Here is a 25,875-nt window from a genome sequence, read left to right as displayed (position 1 = left end):
GATTACAATTAAAAACATAGGTTTGTAATCGTACGTAAAGTACGAAAAAAACTAGATTTTTGAAAGAAAGAAGCTTTTTAAAGTCTATTTAAACTGTATAGTCTTGATTGGAGAAATTCGAGAAATGAGCATTGAGGGAACGAATAAAGTCAACAAAGCAATTAAAACTATACTGACATTCAGTAAAACAACCGTCCCAAAATCAATAGACATTGGAACATACTCAATATAATAAATAGCGGGATCTAATTTAAAAAAATGAGTTTGATTTTGTAAAAAATAGAGAAATAAAGCTACCACATTGCCTATCACTAAGCCATAGCTAATTAAATATAAAGAATTTAATAAAAATATCTTTCGAATTTCACGATTGATCATCCCCATAGCTTTCAACATACCTATTAAGAATGTACGTTCTAAAATAGTAATAAGCAACGAAGAAATCATATTTATAATAGCCACAATAACCATAAGAACGAATATAATATCATCGTTCATGTCTAGCATTTTTAACCAATTGAAAATGTCTGCAAGGTGCTCGACTACATTTATTGACTTCATATCCAAAGGCAAGACATCATCAACTTCGTCTGTAGTTTGCTGCAGTTGCTCAAAATTCTTAATTCTGATTTCGTATGCTCCTGCTTCTGTGTCGCCAAGATTGTTCAACCGGCGTATCAGATCTAATGAACCAATTACATAGTTGTTATCAAGTTCCTCCGAATTGGTACGGAATATCCCTTTAACTACGAATTTTCGTTTGCGCGTCCTATTATCTTGAACAAAAGACATTACAAAACTATCATTTAACTCAAGATTCAACCGTTCTGACAAATATGAAGAAATCAACAGTTGGCCATCCGCGGCTGCTTGGAAATTTAATGTATCTCCCCTAACCAAGGTTTTTGCGAGAAAGGATTGGTCATAAGTGGACTCCACACCTTTCAACATCACCCCCTCCACTTCTCCGTTCACATTCATAATACCAACCTTTGTCGCGAAAGGGGAGATAGAGACTACATTCGGAATATTTCGAATCTCTTCAATCTTGCCAGGAGTTAGAGAAATAGGTGTATTTTCTGCTTGATTTAAATCCTGTTTGGTGATGATTATATCACTAAAAAAGCCACGTTGTTTATCAGTGATCTCATCCTTGAATCCTCTTAAAATTGCGACAGAAAGAAGAATTGCAATAACCGCCAATGCCAATGCCCCAATAGTGACACGTACAATGAGCTTTGAAAAGGTTCGCTGTCCTCTAAAAATTATTCGCTTTGCGATAAATAATGGAAAATTCAAGCTGAAATATAATTTTGTAACTTCGCAAAGTTAACAATTTTTGCAACTTGACAAACGAGACACCCAAAGTGTTTCAAAAATAAAAAAACAGTATTTATGCGTATAATATTCATGGGAACCCCTGACTTTGCGGTGGCTTCTCTAAAAGCTCTCCTCGATGCTGGAGAAAATGTTGTGGCTGTAATCACAAGTCCTGACAAACCAGCTGGACGTGGTCAAAAACTACATCAATCTGCTGTTAAACAGTTTGCTTTGAAAAAAAACCTACCCATACTGCAGCCAGAGAAACTTAAAGACCCAACCTTTCTCGAAAGCCTAAAATCGTATAAGGCCGATCTACAGGTTGTAGTGGCTTTTCGCATGCTTCCTCAAGTCGTGTGGGATATGCCCCCAATGGGCACTATAAACGTCCATGCATCGTTATTACCACAATACCGGGGTGCAGCTCCAATCAACCATGCCATCATCAATGGAGAGAAAGAGACAGGTGTGAGTACCTTCTTACTGCAACATGAAATCGATACGGGCAATATTCTACTTAGCCAAAAAGTTAAGATAGAAGATAATGACACAGCAGGTTTGGTACATGACAAACTGATGGATGCTGGAGCTAAAATCCTTATCGATACAGTCAATGGCTTGAGAACAGACAGTATCACCCCCATACCTCAGGAAAATATATCAACTACAGAGATTAAACATGCACCTAAGATTTTTAAGGAAGATTGTCTTGTCGACTGGAACAAGACCACCCGAGAGGTCTATAACAAAATTAGAGGACTAAGCCCATACCCTGCAGCCTATACCCTATTAGACGGTAAAGTACTTAAAATATATGAAGTCACAACAGAAATAGCTTTTACAGAAAAAGCTCCGGGGTCTTTTGATACGGATGGCAAGAGCTTCTTAAAATTCTGTACACAAGATGGGTATATCAACTTGCTATCTCTACAAATTGAGGGTAAGAAGAGGATGTCTATTGAAGAATTCTTGAGGGGATATCGCTTCGATTAGTCCTTGTTCTCAGAAAAATCATCCTCTTTGTACGCAATTATATCCCCAGGTTGGCAGTCAAGTGCACGACAAATGGCTGCCAATGTACTTAATCGAATTGCTTTTGCTTTTTGATTTTTTAAGATGGAGAGATTTGAAAGCGTAATACCTACACGATCGCTAAGCTCGTTTAAAGACACTTTCTTTTTTGCCATCACTTCATCTAAACGTATTACTATACCCATAATCCTATTTATTTAATTTTCCTTGCCTATAAAACATTTTTCAAAAAAAAAGGTTTTAACCTTAGAATATTATTTTAATAAATAACAACATATGACAGTCAATAAGTTTGGAACGATTTTTGATGTTAATGATAGGTTTTAATATCTCCTATAACTACCTCAAAATGAATAGATAAATTACAATTTTGTTACAGTATACGAAGATATTTTTTTGTATTTTTGCAACATTCCAGAAGAAAGGTATAAATTTTAATGAGACAGCTCAAAATTACACAATCGATCACGAATCGTGAATCACAATCTCTAGACAAGTACTTACATGAAATTGGTAAAGTTGACTTGATTACCGCTGAAGAAGAAGTAATCTTGGCGCAACGGATTCGCGAGGGGGATCAAGTAGCATTAGAAAAATTAACAAAAACCAATTTACGTTTCGTCGTATCTGTAGCCAAACAATATCAAAATCAAGGACTCACATTAGGAGACTTGATCAACGAAGGGAATTTAGGCCTTATAAAAGCAGCTAAGCGATTTGATGAAACTAAAGGGTTTAAGTTTATTTCATATGCGGTGTGGTGGATTCGTCAATCTATTTTGCAGGCTATCGCTGAACAATCACGTATCGTACGTCTCCCTCTAAACCAAGTGGGTTCACTAAGTAAGATCAGCAAAGCGTTTTCAAAATTAGAGCAAGAGTACGAAAGAGAGCCTTCTCCTGAAGAATTAGCTGACATCTTAGAAACTACCGTAGACAAAGTATCTGACACATTAAGTAATTCAGGCCGACATGTATCCATGGACGCTCCTTTTGTTCAAGGAGAAGAAAACACCCTGTTAGATGTATTAGAAAACTCTGATCCAGATACGGATAGCTCTCTAATCGATGAATCTCTGTCGGAAGAGATCAAAAGATCTTTGTCGACATTGACAGAGCGCGAACGAGAAATTATCGTTCTATTTTTCGGGTTAGGGTCAAATCACCCACTTTCACTTGAAGAGATCGGTGAAAAATTCAATCTAACGAGAGAACGTGTACGTCAGATTAAAGACAAAGCTTTACAACGACTACGTCACACCTCTCGTAGCAAAATTTTAAAATCTTATCTAGGTTAATTATAAAAGCCGATAAAAGGAAAAGCGCAAGAGATGATCTTGCGCTTTATTTTTTTTATAAAAATTACCTTTTATTGACCATAACTTGCTTTTATAGTAATATTGGCCGTTTTTAGCCGCGCTGTTGTATTAAAGACACCTCCATAAGAAAAGTCTTCATTATCATTTTGACCTGTAATCTGAAAAATTCCTAGATCCGCCTTAAGAAGCCCACCTAAACGTGAACCCGATTCTTTAGCAATATTCTCCGCTCTTGCCTTTGCATTTTGAGATGCTTCAGCAATTAGGGAAAGCTTTAGATCTTCCAGTTTAGAATAATAATAATTGGGTGAATTGGAACTCAACTCCACTCCCTGGGATATTAGCGTAGAAATTTCACGTGATGCATTATCCACCTTATCCAAATCTCTGGATTCTATACTCACCATCTGAGTAAGACTATAACCTGAGAATGTATTATAGCTATTACCTCGCTCATCGGTATGATAAGAAAAATCTTTCAGGATATTTACAGCATTGAACAAAATCTCATTTTCTTTAATCCCACGTTGCACCAAAAAGCTTTTTACCAAGTCCCGGTCTCTTTTTAGTTGTTCTGATGCTTCACTGAGATCCATCGATTTACGGCTATATGAAGCAGTCCATTTTACGATATCTGATTCAAAATCTTTTTTTGCATTTCCCGTAACATTAATTGTATTATTAACTCGATACTTATACTTATAAGCATTAGCTAATACAAAAGCCGACGCGAGCACCCCGATAGCGGCCACGATACTAATTACAATTCCTGATGATTTCATATGTCAATTTACTATTTGATTTATTTTCAATCTTTGATTCTCTATATCATATACAGTAATTAACGTGCCAAATATGCAACACTTGCGGTATCTCTGTAATTTTTCTATTAGGTATTCTTGAATACGATGCATTTTATCTAAGTTTGATTGGACTGAACAATCACATTATTAAATGAACAAAAGCTTATTGACATCTATTATCTGCAGTTTAACACTGCCTACTCTTATGGCTCAAAAAAAGCCTATAGATCATTCAACATATGATATGTGGAAAAACATCAGCTCGGCTGACATCAGCAAATCGGGAAGCTATGTTTTTTACACGGTATCACCCCAAGAAGGCGATGGTTATCTTGAAGTAAAAGACAAAAACAATAAATTAATACAACGGATTGACCGTGCATCTGGATCAAAAATTACAGAAGGAGAGAAATTTCTGATCAGCACAATAAAGCCAGTCTTCAAGGACACTCGGGAGGCTAAGATCAAAAAGAAAAAAAGTGAGGATTTTCCCAAAGATTCATTATTGATCTACAACATAAAGGATCAGCAACAAATTAAGCTTGGACCTATTAAAAGTTTTAAAGCAGCCCAAAATGCTATCAATTATGTAGCATATACACAAGAATTAAATACACCTACCGTCGCTGACAGTTCAAAAAACAAAATTGATAGTACAGGTGCTGAACTTGCAAAAAAAAATATCAAGGGTACGAAGGGTAAAAAGGAGAATGTATTGGTTCTACAACAACTGCACTCAGGAGACACGCTTCAATTTTGGAAAGCAGAGAGTTATTTTTTCAGTGATAATGAAAAATACTTAGTCTTTAACAAAAAGACTGAAGAGAAAGACAGTTCGGGTATCGATGGACTCTATCTCTATGATCTTTCAAAAAAAGCACTACAAAAGATCAGTAATGGAAAAGGAGTTTATAAAAATATAACATTTGACGATCAAAGCAATCAAATTTCTTTTTTAGCTGATAAAAGCCCTGCAAAAGCTCAAATAAAAGATTTCAAACTATACCTATATAAAATAGGACAAGATTCAGCGAAAGTTCTTATTGACAAAAACACACATGGAGTACCAAAAGATTGGTATGTATCGGGTGATGGTCAACTCTCATTTGATGCCGATGGCAATAAGCTTTTCCTTGGCCTAGCTCCTATCCCGGCAGTAAAAGACACCACCTTGATTGAATTCGAAAATGCGAAAGTAGATATATGGCATTGGAAAGACGATTATTTGATGACACAACAACTTGTCAATTTAAAAAGAGACCTATCTAGAAATTATGATGCGGTGTACAATTTAAAAACAAATGAATTAATCTCATTAATCGATGACACGTTCGACCGAACTTCTTACACCGACGCAGCCACGGAGGAATGGATGCTCGCAACGACCACATTTGGCAATAGGATAGAATATCAATGGCAAGCCTTTCTGCTACAACAAATCTATGCAATATCAACACGTACTGGTGAACGGAAATTAATAAAATCAAAATGGAATGGACAAGGTTACCTATCCCCAGACGCACAGTATATCGTCTTATTTAACGAACAAGAAGGCAATTGGTATAGCCATAATATCGCTACCGGAACAGAACATTTATTAAATAAAGATATTTCTGTACAATTTGCTGACGAGGAAAATGATATGCCTGCAACAGCACCTTCCTATGGTATAGCAGCTTGGGCAGACAATAATGCAGGCATTTATATCAACGACCGATATGACATATGGTATTTCTCTTTGGATGGCAAAACTAAGAGATGTGTTACTAATCAGTTCGGAAGAAACAATAAACTTGTATTCAGAGCAATAAACCCTAGAAACAACCCCGATCCAAGAAAAAAAACATTTAAAATAAACGAAAAAACACAGCTGTTTTTAAGTAGCTTTAATGAAAGTAACAAAGAGAACGGTGTATTTAGCGTAAATCCGTCAAAAACTCAAAATCCTCTTGAAATTATCCAAGATAAATTCACATTTAAGAATTTTGCAACGGATGAACAGGCTAAAACCTATATTTACACAAAGGAAAACTACAGTTCCAGTCCTGACCTTTATATTTCTACCCAGTTTAAAAAAGAACAAAGGCTAACGAATATTAATCCTCAACAGAACGACTACAACTGGGGGACAGCAGAACTCATCAAATGGGTGACCCCAAATGGTCATCAAGCAGAAGGAATTTTATATAAACCAGAAAATTTCGACCCGAACAAAAAGTATCCAATAATAGCTTATTTTTACGAAAAGCTATCCCAAGGTCTATATAGCTATCAAGCCCCAGCCCCTACTCCTTCAAGACTTAATATACCTTACTTTGTGAGTAATGAATACTTAGTTTTTGCACCGGATATCTCGTACGAAACGGGACATCCGGGTAAATCCGCTGAAGAGTATATCAACTCTGGCATGCGTCACCTAGCAAAAAATACTTGGGTAGACTCTACAAAAATGGCTATCCAAGGGCAAAGTTGGGGCGGATATCAAGTCGCTCACTTAATAACTCGCACTAATATGTATGCCGCAGCATGGACCGGAGCTCCTGTTGTCAATATGACTTCTGCTTATGGAGGTATTCGCTGGGGAACTGGCATGTCAAGACAATTTCAATACGAAAAAACACAAAGTCGATTGGGGGCAACACTTTGGGAAGACAGAGATTTGTATATCGAAAACTCTCCTTTATTTTTTATGGACAACGTAAATACTCCGGTAGTGATCATGCACAATGACAATGATGGAGCTGTGCCATGGTATCAGGGTATTGAAATGTTTACTGCTTTGCGTCGTCTACAAAAGCCAGTTTGGTTGCTGAACTATAATGGCGATGACCATAATTTAATACAAAGACAAAACAGAAAAGACATACAAATTCGCCAAAGTCAATTCTTCGATCACTTTTTAAAGGAAAAACCTGCAGCCGAATGGATAAAAACAGGAGTAAACGCAACAAAAAAAGGAATAAACTGGGGATTTGACACCAAATAATCAAAACAGACAAAAATAAACCCACTAAAGACTCAAAAAAAAACATTTTTTTGAGTCTTTTTTTTATTTTTATTTAAAAAACAAAAAAATAGATTGTATTTTTGACAAACAAAAGAAATAAATCACACAAAAAGCAACTCCAACTCAAAACCCAATGTCAAGTATCAGATTTGAATCCGTAAATGCTGCGTCCTCAAGACATGCATTGCCAGAAGAAAAGGTCGTTACCAAGAGAGCGCTAACTATTTTTGGTAAAAATGTATTTACTATTGCTAAAATGAAAGATTTTCTACCGAAAACTACTTTCAAAGAGCTGACCAAAGCAATCGAAGATGGCGAGCCAATCACCAGAGAAATTGCAGAATTCATATCTCAGGCAATGAAAACATGGGCTATCCAAAATGGTGTGTCTCATTACACACACTGGTTTCAACCATTAACAGGTAGTACCGCAGAAAAACATGATGCTTTTTTCGAACCTGACGAAAACGGTGATGCTATTGAAAAATTCACTGCTGATGCATTGGTACAACAAGAACCCGATGCTTCTTCATTTCCAAATGGAGGCATACGAAATACATTTGAAGCACGCGGGTATACTGCATGGGATCCTTCATCTCCGGCTTTTATCTATGAGTCTGCTGCAGGTAAAACCCTTTGTATCCCTACAGTATTTGTATCCTATACTGGAGAATCACTAGACTATAAAGCTCCTCTACTAAAAGCTGTAAATGCAATTGACAAAGCGGCAACAGATGTCGCGCAATACTTTGACAAAGCGGTTACGAAAGTAAATGCTTCATTAGGCATTGAACAAGAATACTTTTTAGTAGATCTTGCTCTTTACAATGCACGTCCAGATTTGCAACTCACAGGCCGCACCCTATTTGGACATATGTCTGCCAAAGGTCAACAATTAGAAGACCATTACTTTGGAGCTATTCCTGAACGTGTATTAGCATTTATGGTCGATCTAGAAAATGAAGCTCTTAAATTAGGTATCCCTTTAAAAACCCGTCATAATGAGGTAGCTCCTTCGCAGTTTGAATGCGCACCAATGTATGAGGAGATAAATTTAGCAATCGACCATAATCAATTACTGATGAATGTCATGGAACAAGTGGCAATACGTCATAACTTTAAAGTTCTGCTACATGAAAAGCCTTATTCAGGAGTTAACGGATCTGGAAAACACAATAACTGGTCACTAATTACAAATACTGGAGTCAACCTATTATCTCCAGGAAAAACACCAAAGAACAATCTCATGTTCTTAACGTTTTTTGTAAATACGATTAAAGCTGTTCATGAATATGCAGACCTATTGAGAGCCTCTATCGCTAGCCATAGTAATGATCACAGATTGGGTGCAAACGAAGCTCCACCCGCGATTATTTCAATTTTTCTTGGATCTCAACTAGATGAATTATTAGAAGAAGTAGAATCAGCTCGAGTTGCAAAAAAAGTAAAATCAGAAGCTAATCTTTGGCATGGTATACCTAAGGTACCTGAACTAAAACTAGACAATACAGACCGTAACCGGACTTCTCCTTTTGCTTTCACTGGTAATAAATTTGAATTTCGTGCTGTAGGTTCTTCTGCAAACTCGGCTTTACCTATGACCGTATTAAATGCAATAGTGGCGGCTCAGTTGATTGAATTCAAGCTAGAAGTAGATAAACAAATCAAAAAAGGGACGAAAAAGGATCTAGCTATCCTAAATGTAATCCGAAAATATATCAAAGACTCTAAATCTATCCGCTTTGAAGGAAATGGTTATAGCGATGAATGGGCTCAAGAAGCTGAATCCAGAGGACTTTCTAATATTAAATCCACACCTAAGGCGCTAGATATTTATATTAAGGATGAGACTATAGCTCTTTTCGAAAGATTGGGTATTTATTCAAAGCGAGAATCAGAAGCACGTCATGAGATTTTATTGGAAAATTTCTACAAAAAATTGCAAATTGAAGCACGTGTGATAGGTGAAGTGGTGAATAGTCAAATAGCACCAGCTTGCTTCATTTATCAAAATGAACTAATACAAAATGTGAAAGGTCTTAAAGAGCTGGGCCTAGCAAAGGAATCTTATTCTTCACAGCTCAATCTCGTAGAACGTATCTCTAAACATGCTAATACTATCCTTGAAAAATCTGAAGAAATGCGTCAAGCTCGTAAAAAAGCAAACACATTTGAAGACACAAGAGAGAAAGCAATCAGCTATGACGAAATCGTTAAGCCTTATTTTGATGAAATACGTTATCATGTCAATAAATTAGAAAAGATTGTTGACGACTCAAGATGGCCTTTACCAAAATTACGCGAACTCCTATTTATTCACTAATAAACTAATCAACCCTTATATTTTTACTGAAGAGACATCCAAATGGATGTCTCTTCTTAATTGAACCATCTTTGAACAAAATATTTATATAAAGATGGTTTAATAACACATTTATTACTAATTTTCCCAAATAAAGAATAAAAAGATGAAAACTATAGGGATAATTCCAGCGCGCTATGATTCTTCGAGATTTCCAGGCAAGCCTTTAATAGATATTGGAGGTATCAGTATGATACAACGCGTCTATAACCAGGCAAAACACGCGTCCTCTTTGGACGAAGTTATTGTAGCAACAGATGACCAACGCATCTTTGACCACGTCAAAAATTTCGCAGGAAATGTGATTATGACCAAAAAGGATCACCAATCGGGGACAGATCGTTGCGCAGAAGTTATTGAAAATATCCAGGGATTTGACGTAGCGATAAATATACAGGGGGATGAACCATTCATCGACCCTCTACAGATAAACCTGCTCCGCAGCTGCTTTGACAACCAGAATACACAAATAGCAACATTGATACGTAAAGTGGAGACCTTTGAAGAACTATTTAATGAAAATAAACCGAAAGTTGTAGTTAGCAAAAATGGTGAGGCAATTTACTTTTCACGACAAGCTGTTCCCTTTCTTAGAGGAACAAAAAAAGAGGACTGGTTAAAACAACGTCCCTACTACAATCATATTGGCATTTACGGCTACAGTGTTCCTATTTTAAAAGAATTGGCAGCCCTTCCCTACTCGGATCTTGAAGCAATGGAAGCGCTCGAGCAATTACGCTGGCTAGACAACGGTTATAAAATTCATACTGCTATATCTAGCCATTCTAACGAGGCAATAGACACACCTGAGGATCTAAAACTTCTAGTCGCAAAGTACTTTAATACATAACTTAATCCCTATGCTCTCTATAATGCGAATAAGAACTAAACTCTATTAACTCATTCGCATTTAAAGAGTTCATCTCGTCATAGGCATTTAGTAGCTCATAAAGTTGAGTCTTTGTTCGGATGCCGACCAAAGCACTAGCAACAATAGAGTTTTGTAAAACGTAACGTAGTGCTATCGCAAGGTTGGAAACACCATAAGCTTTTGCCAAAGCTGAAATCTGCTCTTTGATCTGGGTTACGGTATTCATATCTAAAGTTAGATAATCCTTAGCAGCCTTCTCCACTAAGATACCTTGTGCTAATGCTCCTCGGGCAATTACACTTATGCCATTGTCCGCAAAAAAATCAAAATACTCTTTGGGCCTGGTATCTAATGCACTAAATTGCATCATATTAGAAGCTATATGACTGAATTTAGCATAGTATTGAAAAACATTGGGGCGAATAGAGGACAAACCATAGGCACGAATCTTCCCTTTATCTTTCAACCTTTCGAATGTCTCAATCACCTCGTCGTAATTATCAGCATTTGTACCACCATGTAGTTGATATAAGTCGATATAGTCTGTCTGTAACCGTGCCAAAGAGTCATCTATCGCTTTGTTAATATGATCTTTCGAAACATTCCAGTCCCAGCCAGAATCATCTGCACGCCACACATTACCAACTTTAGTGGTTAAAATGATCTCTTCCCTAAATCCTTTCAGAGCTTCGCCCAACAGTTTTTCATTTTCTCCCTTTCCGTACAAGTCGGCGGTGTCAAAATAATTAATTCCTTGTGCATAGGCTTCTTTTACCAGATTAATGCCTGATGCCATATCTTTATCTGATAACGACATGGCACCAAACCCCAGTTGCGAGACATTTAACTCGGAACGTCCAAGTTTATTCAGTCGCATTCTTTGTCTTCACCTCCAAAAGTTCTACTTCGAAAATCAATGGACTGAACGGAGGAATTGTACCAGATCCGCGTTCGCCATACGCTAAATTGTAGGGAATAAAAAATCTATATTTGGCACCTACATTCATCAAAGGTATGCCAATCTGCCAGCCTTTTATAACAGATGACAGCGAAAGGTTAAGAGGTTCATTCCGATCGTAGGAACTATCGAACTTATTACCGTTTGGCAACGTTCCTAAATAGTGAACAACAACTTCGTCGGCAACACTAGGTCGAACTCCATCACCTTGTTTTAAAATTTCATATTGAACACCTTCATTCGTCACTTTGACATTAGGATTCAACTTATTTTTGGCTAAAAATTCTTCTCCTGGCTTACGAAGCTCGGAATTTTTGATTTCCATCATCTTTCGGACAGAGGCTTGAATTATCTCAGCGCTCTTGTCTTCCGTCAAAAGAACATTACCTCCTTTAAAATAATTAGAGATACCTTCAGACAGCATTTTAACATCCAAATCAAAACCGCTTGATTTTAATGATCTAGCCACATCGGTACCTAAAGCATAAGACAAAGAATCTCGTCCATTTTTCAAAACAACAGTATTGACAACGTTTACTTTTTTTGCAACAGTTTTATTACTTTGAACGCTTTTAGTTTGGGATTTCGTTGGTTGCTTTTTTTTAGCAGTTTGTCCATTGACAATACACAATGAGCCGGTCATTGTTAGTGCCAGAGCACAGATTAATCTAAATTTCATTTATGGTTATTTATGATGGTTTCTATAATAGACATCGTATTATTGGGATAGTCAACAACAACATTACTTTTATCGTTTAACCACAGCTCGATATCATATTCATATTTTCTTTTTAAGCTTTTTATCACAGGAACTCCCATTCTTTCTAGAGCTGCAGCATTCAAATGCTGCTCGTACTGATTCTTCATTGGAATCACTAATACTTTTTTTCCTAAGTATAATGCCTCTGCTGGTGTTTCAAAGCCTGCTCCGCACAATACCCCCTCAGATGAAGCCATGCTTTTCACAAAAGCATCACTGTTGATGGGGTTGATACTTACATTTTTGTAACGTAAGGATTTCGAATTGTGTTTTGAAAACACCTCCCATTTTACGCCATCAAATTTTGTCAAATGTTTTAAAAGATGAGCATCATCATATGATGGTAAATAGACTGTATAATGATTATTATTTGTAGCTTGTAAATTTCGTATGGATTCTCGAATCACAGGTGTATAAACAGACTTATGGTAAGACTGAAAATGAAATCCGTACGCTTCTGATACTGGGGCATAATTTTTCATAATAAACTTACCCATCATATCCCCTTCCTCAGGCTTGGGACTATCGGGATGCAATGCGCCAATTTGATGACTTAAACCAATACAACGTATATCTTTTGTATGACATGCCCATGCTGTGATGGGTTCAAAATCATTAATGACGAGGTCATATTTTTCTACAGGAACTGAATTTATTTCCTGGATAAACTTTCGTATTGTTGAGCTCATGAATGTCTTCCATAAGTCAACTCCACCGCTTTTTCCAAAAATAAAACTAAGCCCATGCAGTTTGTACGTAATATCAAAAGGCAATTGGATATCGGCTTGAATTCCGCTAATTAATACATCTACTTGACCAAATTGCTGTAAGCATGGGATGATATCCATTGCTCGACAAAGATGACCGTTTCCTGTACCCTGTATGGCGTATAATATTTTCATCCTCTATTCTATAGTGATTCGAAAATACTCATTTTTTTCGATTTGCCTTCCCTCATAGTATTAAATTATGATTAAGAACATTATTTCCGTAAATTCAAACTCATAACCAACCACTTATGATATTCACAATAAAAGTATTGACACTGATTTTTTTACTCATGATTACTTGTTCTTGGGGATTCTATGCTCATAAAAAAATCAACGAGACGGCAGTATTCCTTTTGCCTCCCGAAATCGCCCCCTTTTTTAAGAAAAACATAAAGCTTATTACGGAAAAAGCTGTTGACGCAGACAAACGATGCTATATAGACACAATTGAAAGTCCAAGGCATTACATAGATATTGATCGTTATGAAAATATAGATTCCGTTCCGATTCATTGGAGCAAAGCTGTAGAAAAGTATTCTGAGCGGAAGTTATTAGCCCAAGGTATAGTGCCTTGGCAAATATGGAAAACCTATCAAAACTTGGTTAGATCTTTCAAAGATCGTAATGAGGCAAAAATCATTCAATACAGTGCTGATATAGGACATTACATTGCAGATGCTCACGTCCCACTACATACCAGTAGCAATTACAATGGTCAATATACCGATCAAATTGGTATACATGCTTTTTGGGAGACGAGACTTCCAGAAATGTTCTCACATGAATATAATTACTTTATAAAAAGAGCTGTATATATCAACGATCCTCTTGAAGAATCTTGGAAAATAGTAAGAGAAAGCAACGCTATGGTCGACTCGGTGCTTCAGATAGAGAAACTACTTTCTAAAGAGTTTAAACCATCTGAACGTAAAGCCTATATAGAGAGAAACAACCAATTAATCTATACCTATTCAGACAGATATGCCACGAAGTACCATCAAGCGCTTAACGGCATGGTAGAACGACGACTTCGATCTTCTATTTTCTACGTAGCGTCCATATGGTATTCTGCTTGGATAGATGCCGGTCAACCTAACTTATCAAAATTAAAAGTAAACGAGGCGGACTTTCATCCTATAGAAAATACGCAAAACAAGAGACCATTAGGTCGGGAAGAATGGCATTAAAGTCTCTATCACCTCAACTCCCTCACAATCAACAAAGATCCCTTGCGAATAATGGGCTCGACGCCACTCTTTATCCCTTTGAAAGTATAAAAATATGTCCCGTCTTTAACTTTAGAATCGACATTCCAATCGTTATGATAATCACGAGAATGGAATACTACCCGACCAAACCTATCTACAATTTCTAGCTCTATTTTATCAAAAAGATAAGCCCCCAGAATCTCAAATGTTTCATTTTTTTGATCACCATTGGGAGTTATTGTATTTGGCAAGAAAAACCCTTTAACTTCTAGATTAACAGTAGCTGGGGCTGACCAATTTCCATTTTCATCTTGTATAATGTAAGTGAATTTATCGTATCCCGTATAATTATCTTGAGGCTTATACCTAAAGACACCTTCTCCAATAGGACTTAATAGCCCTTTTTGAGGACTTTCTAATATCTGAACACTACCTTTTACAATAGAACTGTGTTCTACATAATCATTTTTACTTGGGATTATATCTGTAAAAAAATTATAGGTCATGACATAGAAATCGTCTTTTGCTACTGGTATGGTCTTAACTATATCAATATTGACACGTACAAGATTACTCTTAAGCTTACTATTATCCATAACCCGATAAGTAAAGCTATCTTTTCCATAAATGGATGCATGATTAGGAATGTACCTCACCAGACCATTATCTACAGACACTGTCCCAAATTCAGGGCTATCAACTATTTCCAATTTAATTGTCATTAGCGAGCTGCTTCCTAGCAAATCATTTTCTAACACTGCAAAGACTGCATCTTTCCCCTGATAAAGGGTGAAATTATCATCTACGCCCCTAGGTGCGATTGCCGTCTTTGTTATCAAGGGCAGATCATCTGTAAAAGTCTCTCCAGAGTTATCAATAATACGGTTTCCATACTTCTCATCTTTACCTTCAATCAAAGAAGATTGCTTCACATATCCTCTCTCAATATCACCTTCATTAACTACATAAGAGAACAGATAGGATAAAATTTTATTACTGAAATATTCGGTCGCCAAAGCCGACTCAGACCAACCAAGTGCAAAATCCTGGATCAAGATCTTTCCTACAGCAATGCTACCTTCATGTTTTACCTCTAGCAAGTAGTCTATTCTATCTCCTATTGTAAACTGTCCATTTTCTCCTGAACCTATATTTATTACGGAAGCTTTTAATCCTAATCTTGGAGATTGGTCGATGTCAATCCTTGTGGCAATATCGTTTTCAGCTGCTGTACCGGATATGTCTGTAACTATAAATTTCCGTGGATTAAGCCCATAAACTCTAGCCGTGTTTACCACTTCTCCCCTTAATACATCCTTACCCTGTATAGAATAAGTATGTGACCGTACTTCTTTCTCCCCTTTCTTTAAAATCAGATTGTCAAACTTTATTTTTTGACTATCAAGCAATGGATCTTCTATATATATGGACGAAACATCAACTTCACCTGTATTGAATATTGTAAAAGTATACTCTAACAACTCATCAGCTTCTTGAAAACCATTCCCATTTTTATCAATATGCTTTACAGACTTCACTAAGGCCAATTGCCCTCGTTCATTAAATGGCTCTAATAAAAACACCTTGTCATTGACTTTAATATTATTGCACTTACCACTGAGACATTCCTCTTCCGCAGTTCCAGGCACCAGCCTCGTCCTATCATCTGACGTGGCATCTATATCATAATAGCCTTCAGGTCGTACTAATCCGGCTGTTGCCTTTACAATGCCATAACTTGCATCGGGAACGCTCATCTCAGATCTTGCCGAGACCACAATCGTCATTCTACAGCCGGCAGGTAGGTCGATACGGCCGACAGCCGTATTGTCGAGCAATACTTGGTTAGAAAGTGTTCCGCATGAACTTTGAGGAGAAACTCCAGTAATAACAAAACCTATTGGCAAGGCATACTCAAACTTGGCATTAACGGCATCTGATGGGCCATTATTCCGAACTTCTACAGTATGGCTGAAAGTCTCCCCCAATTCTACTTTGTCTTTGTCTGCATCCAAACTGACCACTTCCAAATCGATCATCAATACTGTGATTTGAGGTTCTATCGATTCATTCATTCTAACGGAATAAGACCAGGTGTCCATAGCCTTATTATTGCCGAAGCTATATGCGCCATAGTTATCGTTGCCGCCATAATTCGATGCGACATGGGCAGGTAGGTCACTCTGCCTATAAGTCCCCCAACTGTGTTGGCCATTTTGACTCTGTAACATATCATCCAATTTCGAAACCGGAGACGAAGATTCTCCTAAAGCTCCTGAAGTGATTGCAGTATCATCCCAATACATGCTAGCATATCCAGCAGAAGTGCCGTCAGGATTATATCGCTCTACCAAAATGCCGCGCGGGTTTATTTCCATATCAAAATATGGAAAATGTATTTCGCCTTCTATTAAGGAAACGGAGACTTTTATCGGATAATCCGATCCTACCGGGATAAAACTACCATCACCATCCGTTCCATCCCAAATCAGACTGTTCTTTCCAACTACTCCCGAGACTATAATTTCCTTTTGTTTAAACAAAAAGTCCTCACTTGCCGATTCAATAGTAACCCTATACCTACCGGCATAGTTGGTAACAAAGCGTATTTCTGCGCCCTTTTTATTTACGTAGTTCTTATTCCCTTCAATAGTTTCAAACTCAACATTACTGATTTGAGCAATCTTAATTTCATTATACAACCAAGTCTCTATCAAAGGCGAAGCTGCGGGGCTATTCTTAGGCATTGTGACATCTGGGAATCGATAAAACATTTTATGCGTTATATTCCCCGAGACATCTTGTTTATTAGGATCATGAAATAGTGCTTTAAATCCGTCGTTAGAACTCTTATAAGATGGATTATGGTCGGCATCTAAAATCCCTGAACTATTGACAAAATATTGAAAATCGATTCCATGACTACCATTTCCATCTACCTTATAAATGTATCCATCCTTAGTCAGCACATAATTTTGCCCAAAGAAAGCTCCTTCTTCTTGGTTTAATGTGGCAGAGCTAATGTACAGATGCAACACATTGGTAAAAACGCGTCCCGGAAGCCATTCTGTAATCGTATTGCCTGCTTTGCGCACAGAAACATCCCAAGCAGCTATATAATAACTGTTATCCGGTTGTATCCAATCATCATCTGCCCTAACAACCAAATCTTTGTCAGAATTCTCCAGCAACCTATTATTAGACCAACGAGTAGGGATAAACTCGACACGCCATACCCCAATATCGTCTCCTACATTAATTTCAAAAGGCGTGTAACCTAGCCCCGGCCCCGCTACTTCTTCTGCTCGAGAAGCTATTTTACCGGTAGTACTGCCTATTATCGTCTGGACTACCTTTCCGGAAGGGGATGTCAACTGGATAAAGCCGTTTTTAATACCTTGGGCACTCGAAGCAACAGCTAATACTTCATTTTCCCGAACATATACATAATGCGCCGCTTGATTAAAAAAAACGTTGGTTGAATTTTGGGCGCGCGAGACCAAAAAAGCCCTATTGCCCCTTACTTGCTCAGGATATCGCGGATAAAAATCTTTTGAACCGTCAGCATAAGCGCAAATATTGCAAAACAAAATAATAGCAACTACAAAAGCGTTATATATATAGCACATACTTATAATTGGTAAATTATGGAATGCCTAAACAAACGTTACAACAACGAAGTTCAATCAAACAATTAATTATAATTAATTAACTCAAATATAGTACTATAATTTACTACCAAGAAAAAATAACAACAAAAATCATTATTTTGAAAAATTCATGCTAGTTAAGACCATAAGCGACCCTTTATTAAGTACTGGCTTCTGTCCATGCTTATTCCCCTTGAAAACATAATAGTAAACCCCGCTAGTCAAATTGGAGGGAACCGACCAATTATTTTTATAGTCTGGCGAGGCAAATACGATCCTACCGAATCTATCCATAACGCTCACCTCCGCATGATCAAAATAGGATAATCCAACAATGTGAAAGGTATCATTTTTCAAATCGCCATTGGGTGTTATTGTATTAGGAATAAACAGCCCCTTTATGTAAACATGTACTGTAGCTATATTCGACCAATTTCCGTTGCCGTCCATAATCTGATACCTAAATTGATCTTTGCCAACAAACTTATCAACAGACTCATAAATCCATTTTCCGTCTGCATCTTTAGACAGCCTTCCATTAACTGGATGTTCTACAATACGAAAGCTTTCCTTATTTAAATAGGAATATTCAACAAAATCATTATTCGTCACGTCAGATATATCCACCGTGTTGTATACAATTTCAAAAAAATCATCCTTAGCCAGAGGCGTGGTCATCTTGATTTCAAAATATACTTTGCCCATCATACTCTCCAGACCATTTTCGTCTATCAATCTATAAGAAAGCACGTCGTTTCCGACATAACCGGTATCTTTTGTCTTGTAAAGGACGGTGCTACCATTTATGGTTAAGTCTCCGTAATAGGGGACTTCAAGAATCTCTATCCTAGCATAACTACTTAACGACACATTGCGACTATCCCCCCCTAACAGATCAAAAACAACGTCTCCTCCTTGATACAATTCTACGTACTTTTTCCCTTCTATTGGCAGCGCTGCCCCCCCACCTTCAATATCAGATGGTACTCCAAAACTAATCTGTAATTCGACCTCAGCCTGCAACTTTGCGGTATAGGTCCAGGTATCCATTACACGCTCATTACCATAACTGTAGGCTCCATAACCTCCATTGGAAGACCCGTTGTTTATAAATTTACTGGAGGAATACGTCCCCCATCTATGGCCGTCTATGCGGCTCGGAGTGCCCTCTCTATTTACATTTGGTTTGGAAGACTCGCTATCTTGACCCCTAGTGACAGCCGAATCGTCCCAAAACATAATTGCGTCACTATGCCTGCTACCATCCGCGTTGATTCGATCCACAAGAACTCCATTGGGGTTAATCTCCATATCGAAATAAGGAAAATGAATTTCTCCTTCAACTAAAGACACTGAAACGCCTATTGAGTAGTCCTTACCATTCGGCATAGGCTTTCCTTGACCATCCAATCCGTCCCAAAAGAAAACATTCACTCCTTCTTTCGCTTCAATACTTATTTCGCGCTTATCAAACGAATGTTTTTCTGATCTAGAACTTATCAAAATCTTATAACGTCCATTACGATTGGTGTTAAAGCTCATAGAAATTCCCTTCGAGGCTATCTTATTTGAATTATCTATGGCTTGAGCAATCTGAATATCTTTAACTTCTACAAATCGTTGTGAATTAAAGAGCCAGGTTCTACCACTAGGAACACATCCACGACTCTCTCTAGGCATTTTATTGTCGGGAAGATTGTAAAACATCTTATGTGTAATATGAAGCCCTTCATCCTCACTATTAGGATTGTGGAATTTTGCACTTTTTTCTTCGTCGGCACTCTTATACGAGGGAGTATTTTGTTCGTTCAAAATTCCCGAACTATTAACAAAGTAAGCAAAATCTATTCCGTGACTCCCATTCCCATCTACATGATAAATATAACCGTCGTCGGTCAAAACATAATTGCGACCATAAAAAGCGCCATCCCTGTAAGCTAAGCTTTCTTTGGAAATATGCAGTTGTAATACTGTGGCAAAAACTCTTCCAGCTACCCAATCCGTATTATTCTTATTTCGAATAGAGATATCCCATGCCGCAATCAAACTGCCTTCTTCGTGTTGCTTCCAATTTGCATTGGCTCTCAAATTATAAGGTTCGATTAAACTGCCATTAATAGGGTCAACATCGGGAGATGTAAACTCAACTAGCCAAATACCATCTTGTCCGGTTGTCACAGGAACTTCAAAAGGAACATAACCAACACGAGGACCAGCCAGCTCGGCAGCACGTGTAGATCCGTTGAATTCTGAAATTTTCCCTATATTATTTGACTTGGTCTGATATTTTTTTCCATCTGGAGCCGTAAGTATAATACGGCCTATACCAATATTCTGAGCACTAGAGGCTACTGCTATCGTCTCCCCTTCTTGAGCATAGGCATAATGTGAAGCTTGATTGGCGAAAGCATTTCTTCCCAAAGGTTTCGAGACCAAAAATGCCCTATTTCCTCTGACATTTTCAGGATATAGGTCCCTAGAACCTTCGCCCAAAACGACATTCGTCCAAAAAAACAAGCCCACCAACAGGAGCATGTTCCATTTCATATTCATAGTATAGATAGATGTGTCCAGAAGGACTGAACCAAATATAATCTTTTCGTAATAAAATAACAACAATGGAATTTAAACTTTTTACATGCGTTATCCTTGGCTTATTTATATTACCTTTGCAAGCTATAAAATACATGATAATGTCACATCAAGTCCCCGAAAACGGCACAAAACTTCCATTAATGGAAGAATTCTATACGATTCAAGGAGAAGGGTTTCATACTGGGAAAGCAGCTTATTTCATTCGCCTAGGAGGTTGTGATGTCGGGTGCCATTGGTGTGATGTAAAAGAGAGTTGGGACGCTGAATTACACCCTCTTACCGATGCGGAAACTATCGTAGAAAATGCAAAAAAGCATCCTGCAAAAACTGTGGTAATTACAGGTGGCGAACCACTTATTTATAATTTAGACTATCTCACCCAACGCCTCAAGGAAGAAGGAATAAAAACTTTTATTGAAACTTCTGGGGCCTACCCACTAAGTGGTGTCTGGGACTGGATATGTCTGTCTCCAAAGAAATTCAAAGGACCGAAAGAAGACGTACTACAGGCTGCGGGTGAGCTTAAAGTGATTGTTTTCAATAAAAGCGATTTTAAATGGGCTGAAGAACATGCTAAAATGGTTGGTCCTAATTGTAAATTATACCTTCAACCGGAGTGGTCCAAATCAAATGAAATAACACCATTAATCATTGAATACGTGAAAGATCATCCGCATTGGGATATTTCTTTACAAACCCACAAATTCTTGAACATACCTTAATTCGCTTATTTAAAGAAAGTTTCCTATTTTTAACGTCTGACTTTAGATACTCGGTATTTCTGTTCATCCTGTACAAAAACAAATTTTCAGATGAAATGGTTATTCAGAATATTCTTTTTTTTAATCGCATTCTGCTGGGGAACGTTCGCTTTCTCCCAAAAAGAATCGACGAATAAAAAGGCGCAAAACGCATATAAAAATGCGACAAAACTCTTGACTCTTCAAGATAAAACTAACGCGATTAAGGAGCTTCAATACGCTACTCAACTAGATCCGTACTTCGCCACAGCTTATCAGCAATTAGCTGATTTATACCGTTCTGAAAAGCAATATCGACAAGCTATCCCACTATACAAAAAGGTATTACAGATAGATCCGAATCTGACCAAATTGACATTTTTTGGCCTTGGTGAATGCCTACTTGCAAATGGAGAATATCAATCTGCTTTAGATAATCTAGTATCATATGCAAAAAATGATCTATCGCCAAAAAGCAAGGAGAAGGTTAAAAAATACATACAAGATTGTGAATTTGCTCTTAATCAAATATCAGATAAGTCTATACAGGTTAAAAAACTATCAAGCTCCATAAACACACAAGATGATGAATATTTTCCAAAGTTGACAGCTGATGCCAAACATATTGTATTCACACGAAAAACCAACAATCAAGAGAACTTCTTTGAGAGCATCATGAAAGAGCAATCTTGGTCTATTGCAAAAAAGCTATCCGGATCAATAAATTCCGATTTTTTTAACGAAGGAGCACATAGCATATCACCAGATGGTAAGTATTTATTTTTTACAGGATGCAATAGACCTAACGGTATCGGTAGTTGCGACATCTATGTGTCTAAATACGAAAATGGAACATGGAGTATACCTCATAATCTAGGACCACCTATCAACACAAAAGGCTGGGAAGCACAACCCGCCATATCAGCAGATGGCCGAACGCTTTACTTCGTAAGTAACAGAGAAGGGGGATTCGGAGGAAGTGATATATGGAAAAGTGAACTATCTCAAGACGGCAAATGGCAAACACCCCAAAATCTAGGTGGCAAAGTAAATTCAATATTTGACGAGCGCTCGCCTTACATTCATGCGGACAACAAAACCTTGTACTTTGCATCTGCTGGCTGGCCAGGATTTGGTCAATTCGACCTATTCAAAACTCAAATAGATAGTTTAGGAGAGTGGACTCCTCCTACCAACTTAGGCGCTCCGATTAACAACAATTACGACCAGACCGCTATCCACATTATTATGAATGGATCCGTAGGTTATCTGTCTTCGGCCGACTCTACAGGACAACTTGATATTTACAGCGTAGACATCCCGCGCCACATACAACCGATACCTGTCGCCTACATACAGGGAACTGTCTACGATTCGGAAAACAGAAATGCTCTATCTGCTACGATCTCTGTAGCAAATACACACAATGGTGAAATAGTTTACCTTAACGAATCTGACTATACTGATGGGCAATTTATTGCAACACTGCCTATAGGTGCTAACTACGCGGTACATGTACACAAACCAGGTTACATGTTTGAGTCAAGACAATACGACATTTCGAACACTATCTTAAAAGATGAGGTATTTAAAGATGATATTTATCTTCGTCCGCTTAAAAAGGGTGGAATAATGCAGCTAAATAATATTTATTTTGACACAGACAGCTCTATCCCTTTACAAAGCTCCACCACCGAACTACAACTTATACTAACATTTCTCCAAACCAATCCCGACGTCATTATAGAAGTAGCGGGTCATACTGATAATACAGGCGATAAGATACACAACCAAAAGCTCTCCAAAAATCGTGCAATAGCAATTTCGACGTACCTTTTATCGAAGGGTATCCCCGCATCTAGAGTAGTCAGCACAGGTTATGGGGATACCAAACCAATCGGTGATAACGCTACTATAGCAGGAAAGCAACGTAATCGCCGTACTGAAATTATTATACGCTAGCTAGAAAAGCTGTACGACATATCCTGTACGTGCAGACTCATCGCACGCTAATGCTATCTGAAGGCTATTTACAGCATCTTCCATAGACTTTGTCAAATCAACATTATTCAAAATAGCATTCAAAAAGAAGCGTTGTTCACGATTACATAGTTCTTGGTGATCAGGTTCGTCCGTAAGATCGACCCATTCATCGGCTTTGACAAAATTATTGTCAGCATCCAGATCTGCGTAATGTACTCGGATAGATTCAGTTTTAGTATGTGCTTCGACAGAATCGGATTGACCGTCTTTCGAAGCTTCTTTTGCAACAATCGAGACCGAACCTTTAGGACCAATCACATCTTTAACAAAAAAAGCAGTTTGACTCATCATTGGTCCCCACCCAGCTTCATACCAACCGACACTACCGTCGTCAAACCGAATCTGAAGCTGTCCATAATTGTAATTATCAGCAGGGATATCTTCTGTCAGCCTAGCTCCAATAGCGTACACCGAGACAGGGGCAGCTGCTGTCATTTGACACATAACATCAATATAGTGCACCCCACAATCTACAATGGGACTTAAACTTTTCATCAGGTTTCGGTGTACGTCCCACATATATCCCTGACTTTGTTGATTCAGATTCATCCGAAACACCAATGGAGTCCCCATCTTCTTCCCTTCCTCCACAAATCTCAACCAGGACGGATGATGTCTTAAAATATAACCAACAACGAGTTTTTTATTCGATCGAACAGCTGCTTCCACAACACGTTTTGCGCCCAAAACAGTATCTGCCAGAGGTTTCTCGATAAAAACATGAGCCCCATGCTCAAACGCTAAAAGAGCGTATTCTTCATGGGTATCAGGATAAGTTGAGATACAAACGGCATCTGCCTGAGTCACTGAAAGAGCTGTCTTGTAATCATCAAAACAGCGATAGTCGGCACCAAGCATAACATTGAGAGCATCTTTGCTACTTCCTCTCGACACAAGACCTACAATTTCAAATTCATCCATCTCATGGTAAGCCTTTGCATGTGAAGCTCCCATATTACCACAACCAACAACTAATATTTTGATACGCTCTACCATCCTTTAAACGAAAGATTTAAAACCAGGTTGTGCAATAGGTGTAACATCGGGAGACATAGACCAATTGTATCCATCCGAATGCGGACCTAATTCTTCTTTAGAATCCATAATCTGTTCGTAAGAAATACGTCTCCCTGTGTAAGCTGCTATTTTGCCCCAAATAGCTAGAAGCGTTGAATTGACCATAAAGTCGCCATCATTGACCGTCCCGCCACTTGATATCGCAGCCATCAGCTCGTCGTGCTGTGTTTGATACATATTATTAATATTCCCGGTATATTCAAAAGACTTGTTGCCGTGAATATTATAATTTTTCATAATATTAACATCAACAAAGCCTTGAGTACCGTTTACTTCCACAGAATTACGAGACTCAGTTCCGTTCTGCTGCCTCGAAAAATGCATACCTTTTACTCCTTCACCATAGTCATATTCGACAGCAAAATGATCAAATGTATTACCGACGGCTTCCCAAGGACGACTCTGCCTTCCACCAGTTGCACTCACCGCCTTGGGAAGTTTATTTCCCATAATCCAGTTCATATAATCCACACTGTGTATAGACTGTTCAACAATTAAATCAGATGCATATCGTTGAAAATAATACCAATTCCGTAATTGATATTCAAAGTCAGTCCAGGTGTTCTTTCGCTCCTTTAATGTCAACTCTCCGCCATACCGAAATGTAGTCACCGATTTAATATCACCTACAGCACCAGCCTGCACTCGTCTCATGATCTCTCGATTAGGTTCTGAATATCTAAAACAAAACCCAGAAACTAAGTTCAACTTCTTCTCTTTTGATATACGCACACTCTCCATAACCCGCTTTAATCCAGGAATATCAACTGCTACTGGTTTTTCGCAAAAAACATGTTTACCAGCTGATACTGCATATTCTAAGTGGTCGGGTCTAAAATTAGGAGGACTGCACAATAGCACAACATCTACTCCCGAGTCAATCAGAGCTCTGTAGCCTTCAAAACCGACAAATTGCCTTTCTTTGGGCACATCAACGCGTTTGGCATCTTTCTTATTTAATATAAGGAGTGTTTGATCTATTTGGTCTTGAAAAGTATCCGCCAATGCCGTCACTACGACATTAGGGTCTGCAACCAATGACTGTACTATAGCACCTGTCCCTCGACCACCACATCCGACCAGTCCTACCTTAATCGTATTAGATATCCCAAATGGATTAGCCAATGAAATAAAAGGAATACTCCCCAGTACCATACCACTACTTTTTAAAAAATGACGTCTAGACAAATTCATAGTTTTTATTTAAACAGGAAATTAAAGTTATAATAATATATATGGATTACCAACGTAAACACATAATAGTAAAGAATTCGTTACTGTTTTTATCAAAAATATTACATAAATTCACAAAAATTTCAAAAACCCTTTAGCTGGTCGTCTAACTAGCCCCCTAAATTGG

Annotated in this window: 18 protein-coding genes; 8 read left to right on the top strand and 10 right to left on the bottom strand. The window is 37.9% G+C overall.

Going from position 1 to position 25,875, the window contains the following annotated elements; translation table 11 throughout:
• Positions 1-84 precede the first annotated feature (84 nt).
• Positions 85-1,299 (bottom strand): ABC transporter permease, encoded by a 1,215-nt coding sequence (locus B5X76_RS07300; RefSeq protein ID WP_079642453.1) that lies wholly within the window; start codon positions 1,297-1,299, stop codon positions 85-87.
• A 96-nt stretch (positions 1,300-1,395) separates the two neighbouring features.
• Between B5X76_RS07300 and fmt the strand changes: the two genes are divergently transcribed.
• Positions 1,396-2,313 carry a methionyl-tRNA formyltransferase gene (gene fmt, locus B5X76_RS07295; protein WP_079642452.1) on the top strand — a complete coding sequence of 306 codons (918 nt, stop codon included), beginning with the start codon at positions 1,396-1,398 and terminating at the stop codon, positions 2,311-2,313.
• Here fmt and B5X76_RS07290 read toward each other — a convergent pair.
• Entirely contained in the window at positions 2,310-2,537 is a 228-nt protein-coding gene (locus tag B5X76_RS07290) for a helix-turn-helix domain-containing protein (protein ID WP_079642451.1), read from the bottom strand. The genes fmt and B5X76_RS07290 overlap by 4 nt on opposite strands.
• Positions 2,538-2,789: 252 nt before the next feature.
• Here B5X76_RS07290 and B5X76_RS07285 point away from each other — a divergent pair, with 252 nt between their 5' ends.
• Positions 2,790-3,650 carry a sigma-70 family RNA polymerase sigma factor gene (locus B5X76_RS07285; RefSeq protein ID WP_079642450.1) on the top strand — a complete coding sequence of 287 codons (861 nt, stop codon included), beginning with the start codon at positions 2,790-2,792 and terminating at the stop codon, positions 3,648-3,650.
• 71 nt (positions 3,651-3,721) lie between these two features.
• Here the strand turns inward: B5X76_RS07285 and B5X76_RS07280 are convergent, their stop codons facing one another.
• Positions 3,722-4,453, bottom strand: coding sequence for an SIMPL domain-containing protein (locus B5X76_RS07280; protein ID WP_079642449.1), 732 nt, complete (start codon positions 4,451-4,453; stop codon positions 3,722-3,724).
• Between the two features lie 226 nt (positions 4,454-4,679).
• Between B5X76_RS07280 and B5X76_RS07275 the strand changes: the two genes are divergently transcribed.
• The 3 genes from B5X76_RS07275 to kdsB all read left to right on the top strand — a co-directional run bounded on the left by B5X76_RS07275 (position 4,680) and on the right by kdsB (position 10,693).
• The gene (locus tag B5X76_RS07275; RefSeq protein ID WP_079642537.1) at positions 4,680-7,460 is read left to right on the top strand and encodes a S9 family peptidase; all 2,781 of its coding nucleotides are present in this window, start codon (positions 4,680-4,682) and stop codon (positions 7,458-7,460) included.
• Between the two features lie 154 nt (positions 7,461-7,614).
• Positions 7,615-9,804: a glutamine synthetase III family protein gene (locus B5X76_RS07270; protein ID WP_079642448.1), complete on the top strand. Its 2,190-nt coding sequence runs from the start codon at positions 7,615-7,617 to the stop codon at positions 9,802-9,804.
• 145 nt (positions 9,805-9,949) lie between these two features.
• On the top strand, positions 9,950-10,693 hold the full coding sequence (kdsB, locus tag B5X76_RS07265; RefSeq protein ID WP_079642447.1) for a 3-deoxy-manno-octulosonate cytidylyltransferase: 744 nt from the start codon (positions 9,950-9,952) through the stop codon (positions 10,691-10,693).
• 1 nt (position 10,694) lies between these two features.
• Here kdsB and B5X76_RS07260 read toward each other — a convergent pair whose 3' ends face one another.
• The 3 genes from B5X76_RS07260 to B5X76_RS07250 are packed head-to-tail and all read right to left on the bottom strand — an operon-like array spanning position 10,695 to position 13,334.
• Positions 10,695-11,591, bottom strand: coding sequence for an aldo/keto reductase (locus B5X76_RS07260; RefSeq protein WP_079642446.1), 897 nt, complete (start codon positions 11,589-11,591; stop codon positions 10,695-10,697).
• Positions 11,578-12,351, bottom strand: a complete 774-nt coding sequence (locus B5X76_RS07255) for an FKBP-type peptidyl-prolyl cis-trans isomerase (protein ID WP_245800989.1) — start codon at positions 12,349-12,351, stop codon at positions 11,578-11,580. The genes B5X76_RS07260 and B5X76_RS07255 overlap by 14 nt, the downstream gene beginning before the upstream one ends.
• Positions 12,348-13,334, bottom strand: a complete 987-nt coding sequence (locus B5X76_RS07250; RefSeq protein WP_079642445.1) for a glycosyltransferase family protein — start codon at positions 13,332-13,334, stop codon at positions 12,348-12,350. The genes B5X76_RS07255 and B5X76_RS07250 overlap by 4 nt, the downstream gene beginning before the upstream one ends.
• Before the next feature lie 116 nt (positions 13,335-13,450).
• Between B5X76_RS07250 and B5X76_RS07245 the strand changes: the two genes are divergently transcribed.
• Positions 13,451-14,389 carry a zinc dependent phospholipase C family protein gene (locus tag B5X76_RS07245; protein ID WP_079642444.1) on the top strand — a complete coding sequence of 313 codons (939 nt, stop codon included), beginning with the start codon at positions 13,451-13,453 and terminating at the stop codon, positions 14,387-14,389.
• Between the two features lie 8 nt (positions 14,390-14,397).
• Here B5X76_RS07245 and B5X76_RS07240 read toward each other — a convergent pair whose 3' ends face one another.
• Together B5X76_RS07240 and B5X76_RS07235 are read right to left on the bottom strand one after the other, a co-directional pair.
• On the bottom strand, positions 14,398-18,039 hold the full coding sequence (locus B5X76_RS07240) for an Ig-like domain-containing protein (RefSeq protein ID WP_079642443.1): 3,642 nt from the start codon (positions 18,037-18,039) through the stop codon (positions 14,398-14,400).
• A gap of 135 nt (positions 18,040-18,174) precedes the next feature.
• Positions 18,175-20,607, bottom strand: a complete 2,433-nt coding sequence (locus B5X76_RS07235) for a T9SS type B sorting domain-containing protein (protein ID WP_176141008.1) — start codon at positions 20,605-20,607, stop codon at positions 18,175-18,177.
• Between the two features lie 146 nt (positions 20,608-20,753).
• On the opposite strand from B5X76_RS07235, the gene B5X76_RS07230 reads away from it, so the two are divergent.
• Together B5X76_RS07230 and B5X76_RS07225 are read left to right on the top strand one after the other, a co-directional pair.
• Positions 20,754-21,377, top strand: coding sequence for a 7-carboxy-7-deazaguanine synthase QueE (locus B5X76_RS07230; protein ID WP_079642535.1), 624 nt, complete (start codon positions 20,754-20,756; stop codon positions 21,375-21,377).
• A 90-nt stretch (positions 21,378-21,467) separates the two neighbouring features.
• On the top strand, positions 21,468-23,357 hold the full coding sequence (locus tag B5X76_RS07225) for an OmpA family protein (RefSeq protein ID WP_079642441.1): 1,890 nt from the start codon (positions 21,468-21,470) through the stop codon (positions 23,355-23,357).
• Here the strand turns inward: B5X76_RS07225 and B5X76_RS07220 are convergent, their stop codons facing one another.
• Positions 23,358-24,434, bottom strand: coding sequence for a Gfo/Idh/MocA family protein (locus B5X76_RS07220; RefSeq protein WP_079642440.1), 1,077 nt, complete (start codon positions 24,432-24,434; stop codon positions 23,358-23,360).
• A gap of 3 nt (positions 24,435-24,437) precedes the next feature.
• Positions 24,438-25,709, bottom strand: coding sequence for a Gfo/Idh/MocA family protein (locus tag B5X76_RS07215; protein WP_079642439.1), 1,272 nt, complete (start codon positions 25,707-25,709; stop codon positions 24,438-24,440).
• Positions 25,710-25,875 lie beyond the last annotated feature (166 nt).

Origin of the sequence: Sphingobacterium nematocida (genome assembly GCF_900168125.1) — a bacterium.
In the GTDB taxonomy this organism is placed as follows: domain Bacteria; phylum Bacteroidota; class Bacteroidia; order Sphingobacteriales; family Sphingobacteriaceae; genus Sphingobacterium; species Sphingobacterium nematocida.
Note: the sequence above shows the minus strand (reverse complement) of the source record. Positions and strands in the feature narration are given on the sequence as shown.